General features: G+C 54.1%; 17 protein-coding genes. 2 read left to right on the top strand and 15 right to left on the bottom strand.

Annotation, left to right across the window (positions count from 1 at the left end; translation table 11 throughout):
- Nucleotides 1–166: 166 nt before the first annotated feature.
- The 7 genes from MGMAQ_RS20880 to MGMAQ_RS19060 all read right to left on the bottom strand — a co-directional run bounded on the left by MGMAQ_RS20880 (nucleotide 167) and on the right by MGMAQ_RS19060 (nucleotide 4,741).
- On the bottom strand, nucleotides 167–367 hold the full coding sequence (locus MGMAQ_RS20880; protein ID WP_148561079.1) for a hypothetical protein: 201 nt from the start codon (nucleotides 365–367) through the stop codon (nucleotides 167–169).
- A 52-nt stretch (nucleotides 368–419) separates the two neighbouring features.
- A complete protein-coding gene (locus MGMAQ_RS19085; protein WP_046023578.1) occupies nucleotides 420–632 on the bottom strand; it encodes a hypothetical protein in 213 nt (70 codons plus the stop codon).
- A gap of 166 nt (nucleotides 633–798) precedes the next feature.
- Complete coding sequence (locus tag MGMAQ_RS19080) at nucleotides 799–1,083, bottom strand: hypothetical protein (protein WP_046023577.1); 285 nt, start codon at nucleotides 1,081–1,083, stop codon at nucleotides 799–801.
- Between the two features lie 1,041 nt (nucleotides 1,084–2,124).
- The gene (locus MGMAQ_RS19075) at nucleotides 2,125–2,451 is read right to left on the bottom strand and encodes a single-stranded DNA-binding protein (protein WP_052716604.1); all 327 of its coding nucleotides are present in this window, start codon (nucleotides 2,449–2,451) and stop codon (nucleotides 2,125–2,127) included.
- A gap of 373 nt (nucleotides 2,452–2,824) precedes the next feature.
- A complete protein-coding gene (locus tag MGMAQ_RS20020) occupies nucleotides 2,825–3,712 on the bottom strand; it encodes an endonuclease/exonuclease/phosphatase family protein (protein ID WP_052716601.1) in 888 nt (295 codons plus the stop codon).
- A 4-nt stretch (nucleotides 3,713–3,716) separates the two neighbouring features.
- Nucleotides 3,717–4,082: a hypothetical protein gene (locus tag MGMAQ_RS20875; RefSeq protein WP_046023576.1), complete on the bottom strand. Its 366-nt coding sequence runs from the start codon at nucleotides 4,080–4,082 to the stop codon at nucleotides 3,717–3,719.
- Between the two features lie 14 nt (nucleotides 4,083–4,096).
- Complete coding sequence (locus tag MGMAQ_RS19060) at nucleotides 4,097–4,741, bottom strand: ParA family protein (RefSeq protein WP_046023575.1); 645 nt, start codon at nucleotides 4,739–4,741, stop codon at nucleotides 4,097–4,099.
- Between the two features lie 311 nt (nucleotides 4,742–5,052).
- On the opposite strand from MGMAQ_RS19060, the gene MGMAQ_RS19055 reads away from it, so the two are divergent.
- The gene (locus MGMAQ_RS19055) at nucleotides 5,053–5,337 is read left to right on the top strand and encodes a hypothetical protein (protein WP_046023574.1); all 285 of its coding nucleotides are present in this window, start codon (nucleotides 5,053–5,055) and stop codon (nucleotides 5,335–5,337) included.
- Here MGMAQ_RS19055 and MGMAQ_RS21170 read toward each other — a convergent pair.
- The 8 genes from MGMAQ_RS21170 to MGMAQ_RS20870 form a co-directional block, all read right to left on the bottom strand.
- Nucleotides 5,334–5,501 carry a hypothetical protein gene (locus MGMAQ_RS21170; RefSeq protein ID WP_158498904.1) on the bottom strand — a complete coding sequence of 56 codons (168 nt, stop codon included), beginning with the start codon at nucleotides 5,499–5,501 and terminating at the stop codon, nucleotides 5,334–5,336. The genes MGMAQ_RS19055 and MGMAQ_RS21170 overlap by 4 nt on opposite strands.
- Nucleotides 5,502–5,511: 10 nt before the next feature.
- Entirely contained in the window at nucleotides 5,512–5,820 is a 309-nt protein-coding gene (locus tag MGMAQ_RS19050) for a hypothetical protein (RefSeq protein WP_046023573.1), read from the bottom strand.
- Nucleotides 5,821–5,937: 117 nt separating this feature from the next.
- Nucleotides 5,938–6,537, bottom strand: a complete 600-nt coding sequence (locus MGMAQ_RS19045) for a hypothetical protein (RefSeq protein WP_046023572.1) — start codon at nucleotides 6,535–6,537, stop codon at nucleotides 5,938–5,940.
- A 493-nt stretch (nucleotides 6,538–7,030) separates the two neighbouring features.
- A complete protein-coding gene (locus MGMAQ_RS19040) occupies nucleotides 7,031–7,321 on the bottom strand; it encodes a hypothetical protein (protein WP_046023571.1) in 291 nt (96 codons plus the stop codon).
- Between the two features lie 6 nt (nucleotides 7,322–7,327).
- Nucleotides 7,328–7,504 carry a hypothetical protein gene (locus MGMAQ_RS21165; protein ID WP_158498903.1) on the bottom strand — a complete coding sequence of 59 codons (177 nt, stop codon included), beginning with the start codon at nucleotides 7,502–7,504 and terminating at the stop codon, nucleotides 7,328–7,330.
- 117 nt (nucleotides 7,505–7,621) lie between these two features.
- Nucleotides 7,622–7,915, bottom strand: coding sequence for a hypothetical protein (locus MGMAQ_RS19035; RefSeq protein ID WP_046023570.1), 294 nt, complete (start codon nucleotides 7,913–7,915; stop codon nucleotides 7,622–7,624).
- 364 nt (nucleotides 7,916–8,279) lie between these two features.
- On the bottom strand, nucleotides 8,280–9,770 hold the full coding sequence (locus MGMAQ_RS19030; protein ID WP_046023569.1) for a hypothetical protein: 1,491 nt from the start codon (nucleotides 9,768–9,770) through the stop codon (nucleotides 8,280–8,282).
- A gap of 1,272 nt (nucleotides 9,771–11,042) precedes the next feature.
- Entirely contained in the window at nucleotides 11,043–11,603 is a 561-nt protein-coding gene (locus MGMAQ_RS20870; RefSeq protein ID WP_148561078.1) for a hypothetical protein, read from the bottom strand.
- A gap of 157 nt (nucleotides 11,604–11,760) precedes the next feature.
- Here MGMAQ_RS20870 and MGMAQ_RS19015 point away from each other — a divergent pair, with 157 nt between their 5' ends.
- On the top strand, nucleotides 11,761–12,111 hold the full coding sequence (locus tag MGMAQ_RS19015) for a hypothetical protein (protein WP_046023566.1): 351 nt from the start codon (nucleotides 11,761–11,763) through the stop codon (nucleotides 12,109–12,111).

Here is a 12,111-nt window from a genome sequence, read left to right as displayed (position 1 = left end):
GGATTGCGGCGGGCGGGACCTTATCCCCGTTTGCGTATCGGGTTAGGGTGCGGGGGGTGATGGTCTCGCCGGTTAGGGAATGGATCTTCGCGGCAAAATCAACCTGCCTCCAGCCCAATTTCCGCAATGCGGCTCTAAATTCCCGACTAGTCAATTTGTCCAGTCCTCATCGTTCGAGTTCCTCTTGATCGTCCGCGAAGGCCTCAAGCGCAAAGGCGAGGGCGCGGGCTTCAAATGGGGTGAGAAGAACGGCGCTCTTGTTGATGCCCATGGCGATCAACGGCGCCGCCGCGACTTTTGCGAAAATCACTTCCCCCCCTTGTTCGAGGGGGTGGCGGCGGACAGGGTTTCGGGATGGGTCAGACATTGACGGCCTCCGTTTAAACGCTACCTAGGACCCGGTGTCAGATATTGATAGGTCATGATGGGTTATCCTCCCGGCGGCGTGGCAAATGGCGCAGCATGGCGACCAGGGCCGGGAAGCGATACCCGTATAAATCCGGGGTTCTAAGACTATCTACGGTTAAGATCGCGGTTTCCTCGGTAGGCCGTTCGGTGATGCGGCACACAATCTCGCCGCCGGTATCCGCGGGGACGGCTACGCGGTCGCCTACTTCAAATTTGATAGTCATGTTCGGTTTCCAGTGCTTCCAGGATCGCCCTGTACGCCAGTTCGCGAGCGATCGTTGTGAGATGTCCCCGGCGGATGCCCCTCAAGAGCGGGGTTATTTCGGCCGCATATACAGGTTTTACAGGTACATTGTTTCATCGGTCATACCTCCGAGGGTTCCGGCCCGTTTAAACGGTGTGGGCTTCGTGGGCTAAGGTGTCCATAGCGACCGTCAAATCGGCCACAACTCCCGCCGTCCGGGTGTCGGTGCTGGCAATGTCCCTCGGGATGACGCGGCAAGCTTGCCGATAAAGGCGCTCGGCGGCTTGTTGTTTTTCTTTGGCGGTCGTGGCCATAAGCCATGCGGTCAACTTGATCTGTACTCGGTCCAATTCATTGCGGGATACAAGGCCATAGCGCCTTGCACAAGTAATAACCAAGCAAACACAGGACGGTATAACGGTATGTTTCATCTTGATGATATACTCCTGTTTTAATGGGGTAAAACCCCTTTTTGACCATATTAATAGTGTATCAAATCACGGTTTGAAAGTCAAGGAAAAAGCACAAAAAAAGAGGCCGGAAGGCCTCTAATAAAAGTAAAGCAAAGTAAAAAATGAAAAGGACCACTAAGTAAAGGACGGTCCTCGATAGTCGTACAGCATAGAAGGGATGGGCGTTACCTTTCGGTCCTCGACATAGTTGATCCAGGCAAGCAATAAGTCATAGTAACCATCGTTAAAACCCTTTACGCCAAGGGTGTTTAAACGATTAGTGACCGTCGTTGTGGCAATCCCGAGTTTTCGGGCAATTTGGCCGGTGGTCCATCCCTTACGCCGGAGTCCCAACAGGGCAACATCGTGTTTCAGATTCCAATATTTAGCAGGCAAGGCAAAAACTCCCTTTCAGAATATATGTATAAAATACATAAAAAAGGTATTGCAGTCAATAAAAAAGACACTATAAAAACCAATAAAAACAGGTGAATAAAGGCACGGCATTTGCACCACAAACCCCAAAGAAAAGAGGCCGAAAGGCCGATTGTTCCCTGGCGAGGGAACCAAGGGAACCGGTGAGGGGATCGCGTAGCGGCCCCGACCGGTGACCGTGGCCGCTTGACCGCAAGGTACTTGCAAAAAGCAAGCGAAAGGTCCGCCCGAAAAGGGCGGTCAATGCCTGTTTGCAAAGGGGTAGTGTTGGACGGAGCGCGGCGGCGCCGCGCGGTGAAAAAATAGACAAAAAGACCAGTCGGGCCGGGCGGCCCGAAGGTTTTGTGTTTTCCAAATCGCACAGCCGATGTACCGACGCCTCGGCGGCGGATCGGCTAAGGTGAGGAAAATTAAGAAACCGAAGCTCGCGACCGTGGATGCTCTTTTCGGTCGGGCCACAATCCCGCATGGGCGGGATGGCCAATGGAGCCGCCGCTTTGCGGCGGCGACCCTACCTTGATTGAAATAAGGGGAGCTATTGGCAAAAAGAAAGGGCCGCTTTCGCGGCCCTCCCCTGTGGTTGGATCAGTCGGGCTTCTTGTCCAGGAAATCAACCTGGGAGGCGATCAGGTCCACACCGTAATGTTTGGTATCGTCCTTTTCGTATTCGAACGGTTTCAGGCTGGCTTCGACCCGTACATAGCGGCCCTTGGCAAGGTATTTCTCGGCAAAGTCAACCAAGGCAGGTCGGAAGATGGTGATGTTGTGCCAGAGGGTCTTTTCCTTCTTCTCGTCGCCGTCTTTCCAGACTTCGGAGGTCGCGACCGAGAGGTGGACCCGCTTTTTGCCGTCTTCCTTAACTGTCACGTTGCCAATGTGACCGACGATTTCAACATAATTCCGAGTAAACATGATTGATCTCCTCATTGATTGGTTGTTCGTGAATGATTCAGGCCGCGACCACTAGGGGGGCAAGCTCAAATGCGGAGGGTCCACTTGGGGAAACCGTATTTGTGCTTGAGGCGTTGCCGTCCGCCCGACGGGGGCAAGCGGCAAATTCACGGATAAGAACAAACAAAGGAAATGACGGGATCGGCCATATTCGGAATGGCGCCTAGGAATCCTAAGGCTCATCAGTTGCCGGATGATAAGGAACAAAGGCAATGCCGCCCCTGTCGCCCGTTTAAACGGTCTCAGGGGGCGATAAGACGGCAAAGGTAGGAGAGAGCCGGGAACAGCACCTTTCCCTCCCCTGCCCCGAAATTTGCCGTCCTGTGCGAGCATTTCAGGGTTGCCCCGGGGCGGGAACTAAAACAGAAATGCCGATTGCGCAATGGTCGGACAAGAACGGGTACTTGTGGGCTAAACCGGGGTCGAAAAGAACTTGGGCAAAGCTGCCGGGTTTCAACCGGGGGGCCGCAAGCGGCCCAATTACGATATGGTCGATATAAGCGGGGTAGTGACGCGCCGGTCTCGGCGCATGAGACCAGCAATCAGATTGCTGGTTTCGGTCTTGATCGGTCGTAAAGATCAGCCCCGGAACGGCGGCGGTCAAGATCGCGCGACCGTCTCCGGAAGGCGCGTTTAGGCGCCGGTTGAAGTCCCCGAGTAAAACGACGGGACGCCCCTCCCCTTCCCGGGCCGCCGTCCAGGCGGCAAGGAACCGGAGTTGCCGGGCCAAGATTTGGCAAGAACGATTGGCCCGGGACAGCCTACCACCCCAACAACCGGATTTGAGGTGGATGGAAACCAAGGTGAGCCCGCGAACCTGGATCGCCGCGCCGTGGCGTACATGGCCGGGGGCCCCGGTCTCATCCACATTTAGGAAATTAAGATCGGGAAGCGGGGTCCAAGGGACGCCCTTGCGGATCGCGAAGCCGGTTCGTTGGGGATGGCGCCGCCCGGAGAAATGATAATCGTAAACGTCGGGAGAGAATAATAGGGCCGCACTATTCGGCCCGTCGGTCTCCTGCAAGGCGACGATATCGGCGTTTAAACGTGCGGCATAGGCGCGTAACGCCGGAATGTCTTTTCGGTCGGGCCGGTCGGCCCGAAGGTTTTGTGTATTCCAAGTCGCAAGCCGATGGACCGACGCCTCGGCGGCGGACTTGTCGGCTAAGGTGAGGAAAGCCAAAAAACAGAAGCCCGCGACCGTGGCCGCTCTTGCGGACATTAGCCTATCGCATCCTTTGATCATGCAAATACTCTTCCGGAATATCCATCCCGTCGTCTTTGAGGAGATGGAACAAGAGAATTCGTAGCGATCCCCCATATCCCCGCATTCGCGAGTGTTCGCGGATCGCCTGGAACAGGCTTTCAGGCACCCGTGAAAAATTCAATTGCCTTTGCCGTTCCGGCGGCGGCGCGGTGGCCTGCTGTTCCTGCGCGGCGGCAATCAAGGCGTGAAGCTGCTCGGTGGTCAGCATGTGGGGCGCGTTGTGGTGATCCGCCGTTTCTCGTGCGGCGGCGGCCTGCGCTTCGGCCTCGGTCCCCTTGGCCAAGTCGCCGATGTTATTGGGAATGTCAATCTTTTTAGGAGCCATCTTCCTTCCCTCCGTCAAAGCCGCAAAAGGTTAGGGTGCGCATTTTCGAGCGCACCAACAAAACCATAGGCAACGGCTAAGGCCGTTCCAACCGGGCGACCGCCTATGGACAAGAATTCGAGTAGACCGGCGCGGGAATGAATTGGGGTGTGAAGGTATGGGACGCCGCGTTCATGCAACTGTTCAACCAGCCATCGGCCCATGTTGGTTTGTGGTTTGTAATCGGACAGGACAACGGAAGCCGCGAAGCGCGTTTGATGTCTCTCGCTGGCATGGTTCAACCATGCCAGGGTTTTTAGCGCCCCGAGAAAATCCGCCTTCGCCGCGCGGCTTGGAATCAAAACGATATGGGAAGCGGCGGCGGCGGCAAAGGTTGCCGCCGTCTTCACCCCGGCGGTATCGATCAAGACAATATCCGCCTTCTCATCCAGGAATGCGATTGTCGCCGGAAGGTAATCAGGCGCCGGGGCCTCGACATAGGAAATCGGGAAATTTTCGTTTCCTTGCTCTTCGGTCCAGGTGCGTAAGGTCTGCTGCGGATCTGTATCAATAATGGCCACGCGCTTTTGCGCGTGGGCGTAATGTGCAGCCAACAAAGCAAGAGCCATGGTCTTGCCGCTGCCGCCCTTCTCCTGGATTGCCGAAATCACGATAGGCATAATGCCCCCTTTTTCGGTAAATTGCGGTACTTTCATTATCAATGAAAGCGAACGGTAAGGCAAGAAAAACCGACAAAAAATGGACAAAGAAAGCGAAAAAAACGGAACGAAAGCAAAGAAAGCACTAATCGGCGTTTAAACGGTTGTTATTCACACGGGCTCCCTTGGCTGCTGTGCCGATCTTTCCCCTTGTTTGTCTGTGAGCCCATCAAAAAACCGGGGCCGGTCAACCCCGCTCCGGGGGTTCCCGGCTATGCCGTGACAGGCCCCGGTTTTTTGATTCTCGGGCGTCACAAACAAGGAGAAAGATCATGTTGGCACAGAAAGTTTTTACCGAAGCCCGACCCGAAACCAAACGTCAGTTCCTCGCCTGGGCCGCCGATGTTCCTTACCTTGTTACCTTCGAACCCGCCGCGTTCGGGATTTTCGATCTCTTCTTGTTCATCCGCGCCGATGATGATTTCACCAACACCCTGGCCGATACCCGCCGTATCTTCACAGCCGATCCCGCCGACGTTGACCAACTCGGCCCCGAAAAATTTATCGAGGGTATCTTGAATAATGCCGTCAATCAGGTGCTTGCAGAAGCCGCTTAGGGTAGCAGCACCGCCCAAACGCACCGCCATCTTTCTTCCGCCGCCTCCCAATCAACGCTCCCCAGATCGCCCACCCCGCGCATTTCTTTCACGGGCTCCAGCACCACCAGCCTGGAAAAGAAGCCATACATCGCGCAATACTCGACAACTAAATCCTCTTGCATCCTCGCCTCCCTACTTCAACTGATCCAAGTACCGCTGCTCCGCCGCCCCGTACCCGACAACCTCATGGCCGAGCCCCCGCAGCCATCGGACCTCTACGTCGCCAGCACCTTCAGCAGCAACGACCAGCACCCAAACCTTATCTTGACCATCGTACCGATAGCCCCGCGCCTTAAGCGAGTCCTTCACGTCAAAAGTATTTCCACTCACCTCAAGGTCCGCCGTCTTTTCCGCCCGGTTCCCGCTAACCCTTATAACAAGCTCAACCTTTTCAGGGTTTTCCTGGGGTGGGTTGTTGTGCCCAATGCCCGGTTTAGTCATCGTCCAATCCTCCTTTGTTTGGTGAGCCCTTCGGGCTCTCTCGTCCTTAAGTAAAATATTATAAGTTGTTGGCCGTGATCTTGATTCCTTTTGTCCAGGGGAAAGTGGTGGGCGGCTCTATGCCGCTTGCTTCCCCTCCTCGTCCATCCCATTGACAATCATTCGTCCATGGTCGGGGTCTCCGCAATAAGGGGCGCCTACTTCTTCGATCCATTTCCGCGTAACCCGCGCGGTGTAACCACACACGGGACAGGTGACCTTAAGGAGGCGGATCGATTGTTTCTTGGGGCCGTTCCCGGTGTTTAAACGGGCGTGCGGTAGATCACCAACAAGTTCAAGAATGGGCGTGATAATTTTGATAAAGCCAGGACCTGCCACGGTCGCGGTCATTTTCCCTTCCAACCCCATCCCTTTTGCCATGGTCCGGAACGCGCCACGATGGCCACACTTAAGGCCTACGGCTGCATGGATGAGTTCATGACAAAGGACTTGCGCAACATCAACCGGATTGTCTAGGCGCGGGTCAACGAGGATCTCGAATGTCTTATCGGCTGAACATGAGGAATCCCAACATTCACCGATCCGCTTTCCCCGCCCCCCCCGCGAGGTGAAACCAAGTGCCATCCGGACTTGGGGGATGGAATATCCCTTTTCTTCAAAGTGGGGCCTCAACCCTTCGGCTACCTTGGAAAGCCATTCTTCACGGGTCTTCAACATGGGATCATCTCCTCTTCAAATCATATGTATATTATACATAATAAAAGGAATGAAAGCAATAGAAAAAACGTTTAAACAGCAAAAAAAACAGGAGGTTATGGTATAAACTTTGAAACCTTTCTTTCAATGTCCCCGTTCCCTGGCGAGGGAACCAAGGGAACCGGTGAGGGGATCGCGTAGCGGCCCCGACCGGTGACCGTGGCCGGGCGCCTGCAAGCGGGCTTGCCTTATGGCGTCCGTATGATCCGCCCGAAAAGGGCGGCCAATGCCTATTAGCTAAGGGGGTAGTGCTAGACGGAGCGCGGCGGAGCCGCGCGGTTTTACTGGATGGACCATAGCAAGCAATGAAAACAATGCCCGAAAAGGCAAGTCCTATTGCCAAAGCGTATAAAGAAAGCGAGGCAACGAAAGACAGAAAACGGCGGTAAAACGCCGAAAAACGAAAAAAGAAAGCAATAGAAGCAAAGCGCCGGGGCGTTGCGGGGTGTCCCCGCTAGAAGGGGAAGCGGAAAACCGGAAACCGGGTTGGAGAGAGGGGAAGGCTTTCCCCCTTATGGGTCCATTCTTGTTTTACTGATTCCATCCCCCAAAAATATCCGGCCATCCCCGCTGTGTTCATTTCTCTTAATAGTTCACCAAGACTAAATACCTTTACATACTCGATTTCTGTTTCTGGTATCCCTTTTTCCACAACGATATTAATTGCCTCCCCTATCGTAAGGACATGGATTACCCCACCTTCAATTTTGGAATGTGCAATCCGCCAAAACACAAACGGAAACATTTGGTCCTACTCCATTCTTATCAAGGTGAGTAGTTTTTTTTCTACCCGGAAAGCAGCACGTTTAAGTTCTACGGTACCATCAAAAACAGCCGATGTATATTCAGGATCAACTATAACATCACCGAAAACAATCATAAGGGCATGTAATTCCAGGTCTGTAAGTTCGAGAATCTTTTTAGCCATCTAACACTCCTGATATAAAATGCACCTCTTTCTATTATACCCGGGGATCGGCGGATCCTTAACCGACCGCGAAAAAAAACCGCCCCAACGGGGCGGCATTAAAGGGAGAACTGGCCGTTATGCGGCCTGTTCGAGTTCTCGTTTTTGGACCTGGGCGGCGGAATCAAGGATTGAGGAGATGAAATCCTCGGGTCCTGCGGCGTCCACGTCTTGGGGATCGGCGGGAAGCGTGCGCTTCTCGTCGGCCATCGTGCCGGTGAAATCATCATCGGCGCGGATGAAGGAAAACATATCAAACAGGCCAAACCCGCCGGGCTCGTAAGTGACCATATAGGGAACGTCGGCGGCCCATGCGAGAAATTGGCGTTTTTCGCCGGTTCGTGGGGTGGTTTGTATCGTAGTTGCTAACATTGCCTGTCTCCTTCGTTGCGGCGCCCTAAGACCGGGAGGGAAAGGCCCTTGTCACGGCGTAGCCGGGAACCCCCGGAGCGGGGTTGACCTGGGCCGCGAGGACGGTAGGCGTCGGAAGAGAAATGAAGGGGAGGGGCAATAAGGAACTGGAAGCACCGTGAACCGATCAGGGAGGCGGCAATAGCAAGGGGACCAGCCGGAACGATCGAACCTTTGCGGCCTGATTGGTTTTCCCTCGCGTGGCCCTTGGTCACGGGAACAAACCCGATCCCCAAGACGTGGGCGGCGCCATGCCGTTTAAACGCCCCGGCGAAAAGGTCCAATAACGAGAACAAAAGGCGTTGGGTGCAACCCAACAAGCCGTTCATGGCGTTGCCCTCTGGGCAATGGGTTTACGGTTCGCGGCGGCGAAGCCGCTACGGGCCACGGCAAGGCGGGCAAGGGTGATATGCGGAGCGCAAGCCTTGTCCGGGTCGCCGTGCCATTCGAGGGGTGGTTTTTTAATGATGCCTGCGAGGTAGGCGGCGGGGCTTCGAATTGTTTCGATATCACGCAAAACCGCCACTTCAAGGACGGCCAAGGCGGCGCGGAAGCCGTGCCGTTGCTTGGCGAATTCCCAAATTTTATCGTACAGGGGAATTTCGGTTTTAACTAGGCGTTCGGCTGCCTGCCATACCCCGTCCGGTGTGGTGATCGCAACCGACAAACATGGAATAGCCCAATGGGCGGCACGGCAACCAAGCCGTAACTCCTCCGGGGAGGCTGGAGCCGGTCCCGGTGTGGGTGCAAGTGCCTCTGCCGTCGCGCCGGGCTCCCTATCAAGGGATGCCTTACATTCATTTGGATTAGACTTCCGAGCGGAGCGAGGTCCGTATTTACCAACCGTAGGGCGGCTACGTGGAGACGTGCGAGCGGAGCGAGGTCCGCTTTGCTCACTTACAGCATTCGCGCGGTAAGGTAGGGATGTATGTTTTATATTAAAATATAAACCCCCTTTAGGTGCGCAACTGTTTGCACCCACCCTTTTAGAAAAAGGCCGGCCCTGATCCGGTGAAGTGTAAAATGGTTCACGGGACGATGTTTCGCCGCCGTGAAATGTTACACGGGCTTCTGCGGCCTTACCGAGGAGGTCCCAAAGGTTCGTATCATTTCGTTCGTAGCTTTGGCGCCGCTCCTGGACAATGAGCAAACCAGCCGTAACAAGGAACTGTCGGGCGTTGTGAATTGTGCGGCGTGATACACCGCACCGGCTGGCCAGTTCCTGGACGGAGGCCTGAGAAAGATCCGCTTTTGAGTGAATGAACAGGTCGAGGAGAACCGCCGCGCCGTGGGTGAGACCGGCATTCGCGGCGATATCCCAGGGAAGGCGGCGCATAGCGTGTTGGGCACGAAGCTTTAAGGACTTGGCGGCGGCGGTGCGGCCTATTCGTTCGGCCTTGGTGGAAAAGCGCTGTTTACAGGTGCGGGGTTTGCCATCATTTCGGGGTCGCGGCGGCGTCGCGTCATCGATGGTGGCGCCGGTTGCATCGATGGCGAAGGGATCGCCTCGCCACCCAACGGGGGGCTCGGTAGTATTGTCGATCAAGTGAATGGGCAGGGCGGGCGGTGTTGGCGGCGTATTGGGGAAGGGCGCGGGCTTGTGGGCCTGCTCATAGGCCAAAAGTCCCTTATTGAAGAGTGGCAAGGGCCGATCAGCACAATCCCATACGGCACGGGGTCCAAGGGCCTGGGCCACGTCTTCCGGGTCCAGGCGAGCGGAAAGGGACGTTTTTAGATTGGCTTGGTTGTCGAGTAGGTCGGCAACGGGGCGGGCAAAAAGGGCCTGCTCGCCGGGGCTAAGATCCTGAAAACGCATAGGATGGGCCTCCAAAAAAGGGGCCCTGCGGCGGACAAAGAAAAACTGTTGCCGGAATCAAGATTCCTGCTTGCATTCTTGCCCGGTATGGGATTAAATCAGAACAGGTTTTGTTTTTGATTTAATCCCGCCGCAAGGCGTATAGTTTAGAAAAAGCGTCCCGCTGTAACGGGGCGTTTTTTCGCGTCTAGGGGTCTTTCATCGGTACCTCCATAGGAATCGCTTTAATCGTGTTTTGGGCGTGAGCGTAACAACCCGATTAAGCGGCGCCAAGGAAAATCGCACAATATATTGTGGTAATCGCGCAAAACTAGACAAAATGGCTAGAGCAAGAAGAGAATTCAACATAGCGAGCATTCATCCGGGCGCAACAATCCAATTGGAAAGCTTCATAGCAAGGCCTCCGTTTTTAGGTGGGGAACCATGGATCGGAGGCGTTGGCCATCGGCGCTGTTGGGATCAACGCAATAAAAGATGGTCGTATCTTTTGCGCCCCGGTTCTTTCGGTTAACGATCTCTGTGATCCAGAGGCGCCCGTCACCATAATCAAAAATCTTATAGATCTTATCTCGGTCACGAACGGGATAGACGGTCATGGGATAAGCCTCTGTTTTTGTGAATATGTATATAATACAATATTAAAGGGGCTGAGAAAACATAAAAGGGTAACAAAAACAACGTGTAAAGGGCGTTTAAACAGTGGTAGGAAGGGACCGGGGGGGGCATCATAAAAAGAAAGCAATGAAAACAAATCCTGAAAGGACCCGGGAAACAGCCAATGTGTATAATGAAAGCGAGGCAAGGAAGGCCGGGATAAGGCGGGACACAGCCAAAAAATGGAAAAAGAAAGGAAAGCAAGGGCTGAGGGGCGCCGCCCCTGTCGCGCACAAGGGGAATCAGCCGGGCCGTGGCTCGCTTCGCTGCGCCCGCACCCCCCCGGCTGATTCCCCTTGCACTTGTCGCCCCCGTCCTTCGCCAGGAAGGCAGGGTTACAGGGCAAGCCTGCACCCGTTGGGCAAAAAAAAAGGAGGGCCGAAGCCCTCCGAGTTGTTGGAGAGTTATTATTCTTCAGACAAGGATAGGGGGACAAGGAGGGACGAAGGGGGACAACCAAGCCGTTCGTGTGCCGATAGAAGGACAAAAACGGCGCGGTTGGGATCGATCTTCAAAGCAACGGTGCCACGGCGGGTTTGACGCCAAAGGGTCGTCTTGGCGTCCTTACGAATGATCTGGGTTAGATCGTTCGTGATCAAAGCGCAAATGCGGTCATTATCACTCGGCTGCGCAAGCGACGGGGTAGGGTGTGTCGTCATCAACAAGAGAGGCACGACGAGGGGCAGGACCCGGGCATACCGGTGAATGTGAAGCATAGCCTTCTTCCATTTTAGCGTTGTTGTCTAAATCAAGAAATTGGGCAGTAATGAGGAAGTTGTGGCAGACAGAATTATTGCCACAAACCACCCCGTGATAAGGGCAACGGTTGTTTTTTCTGGTGAAATGGGGGTGTAACCGTCCGTAATTGGCAAAATTAACAAGTGCGGGACGGGGAAGAAAGGAAGTAATATTAGTAAATTCATCGCCAGTCCAGCGAAAGGCGGAAAGAATAGCGGACAAAATAACGTCTTGTCGTGTAAGGCCTGTTCTCTTTTTAAGGGCAAGGATGATTCTTTCGTCCTCGGCTGATAGACGTAATGCAATAGTACGACGTTCAGCGGTACGCCAAAGGACTAAAAGCGGTAATGAGGAGGAATGTTCAAGGACCCGCAAACCCTGGCTAATCACTTGTTTTGCATGGTGAAACTGCTGTGGGAGCTTGACAAATGTTCGTTTCATAATAGACCCTCCAACAGAATTCAAATGATACAATTAAGCGGTGTGCTCAAACATTATAATAACACCGTTCAATTGACTTGTGAAACATTTTATGTTAGTTTTAGAAGTGTTGAATATGATGAGGATCACACCTCACAGTAACAGTTGGAGAATCATTATGTGGAACAAGAACACTTCTAACGTAGCGCACAATATCATGATATCAGATACAGCACTGGCACTAATTGTTGTATGTGTGGCTGCACTGTTTGGCCCGGTTGACGTGCTGGCACAGTCTGGCGGGGATTGGGCCTCGTCCATCGCCGAAAAAGGCGAGGAATTCAAAACCGGCCTGATTTCACTAGCGGGAATTGCGGTCGGGATCGGCGCGGCGTGGATGTTGACAGTTGGCGCAATCAGCGGAGATATCAATTGGAAGCGGGTAGGAATCCTCGGTTTCTGTGCAATCGGATTGATGGTGGCCGATCAGGTTATTGCTGCATTTGTCCAGCCGGTCGGCGGAAATTAG

It is taken from the genome of Magnetospira sp. QH-2 (genome assembly GCF_000968135.1).
GTDB lineage: Bacteria > Pseudomonadota > Alphaproteobacteria > Rhodospirillales > Magnetospiraceae > Magnetospira.
Note: the sequence above shows the minus strand (reverse complement) of the source record. Positions and strands in the feature narration are given on the sequence as shown.

Excerpts from the sequence above, each read along its gene's own strand:
- MGMAQ_RS20880 (WP_148561079.1), bottom strand. The coding sequence starts at position 367 with ATGTCTGACCCATCCCGAAACCCTGTCCGCCGCCACCCCCTCGAACAA.
- MGMAQ_RS19085 (WP_046023578.1), bottom strand. The coding sequence starts at position 632 with ATGACTATCAAATTTGAAGTAGGCGACCGCGTAGCCGTCCCCGCGGAT.
- MGMAQ_RS19080 (WP_046023577.1), bottom strand. The coding sequence starts at position 1,083 with ATGAAACATACCGTTATACCGTCCTGTGTTTGCTTGGTTATTACTTGT.
- MGMAQ_RS19075 (WP_052716604.1), bottom strand. The coding sequence starts at position 2,451 with ATGTTTACTCGGAATTATGTTGAAATCGTCGGTCACATTGGCAACGTG.
- MGMAQ_RS20020 (WP_052716601.1), bottom strand. The coding sequence starts at position 3,712 with ATGTCCGCAAGAGCGGCCACGGTCGCGGGCTTCTGTTTTTTGGCTTTC.
- MGMAQ_RS20875 (WP_046023576.1), bottom strand. The coding sequence starts at position 4,082 with ATGGCTCCTAAAAAGATTGACATTCCCAATAACATCGGCGACTTGGCC.
- MGMAQ_RS19060 (WP_046023575.1), bottom strand. The coding sequence starts at position 4,741 with ATGCCTATCGTGATTTCGGCAATCCAGGAGAAGGGCGGCAGCGGCAAG.
- MGMAQ_RS19055 (WP_046023574.1), top strand. The coding sequence starts at position 5,053 with ATGTTGGCACAGAAAGTTTTTACCGAAGCCCGACCCGAAACCAAACGT.
- MGMAQ_RS21170 (WP_158498904.1), bottom strand. The coding sequence starts at position 5,501 with ATGCAAGAGGATTTAGTTGTCGAGTATTGCGCGATGTATGGCTTCTTT.
- MGMAQ_RS19050 (WP_046023573.1), bottom strand. The coding sequence starts at position 5,820 with ATGACTAAACCGGGCATTGGGCACAACAACCCACCCCAGGAAAACCCT.
- MGMAQ_RS19045 (WP_046023572.1), bottom strand. The coding sequence starts at position 6,537 with ATGTTGAAGACCCGTGAAGAATGGCTTTCCAAGGTAGCCGAAGGGTTG.
- MGMAQ_RS19040 (WP_046023571.1), bottom strand. The coding sequence starts at position 7,321 with ATGTTTCCGTTTGTGTTTTGGCGGATTGCACATTCCAAAATTGAAGGT.
- MGMAQ_RS21165 (WP_158498903.1), bottom strand. The coding sequence starts at position 7,504 with ATGGCTAAAAAGATTCTCGAACTTACAGACCTGGAATTACATGCCCTT.
- MGMAQ_RS19035 (WP_046023570.1), bottom strand. The coding sequence starts at position 7,915 with ATGTTAGCAACTACGATACAAACCACCCCACGAACCGGCGAAAAACGC.
- MGMAQ_RS19030 (WP_046023569.1), bottom strand. The coding sequence starts at position 9,770 with ATGCGTTTTCAGGATCTTAGCCCCGGCGAGCAGGCCCTTTTTGCCCGC.
- MGMAQ_RS20870 (WP_148561078.1), bottom strand. The coding sequence starts at position 11,603 with ATGAAACGAACATTTGTCAAGCTCCCACAGCAGTTTCACCATGCAAAA.
- MGMAQ_RS19015 (WP_046023566.1), top strand. The coding sequence starts at position 11,761 with ATGTGGAACAAGAACACTTCTAACGTAGCGCACAATATCATGATATCA.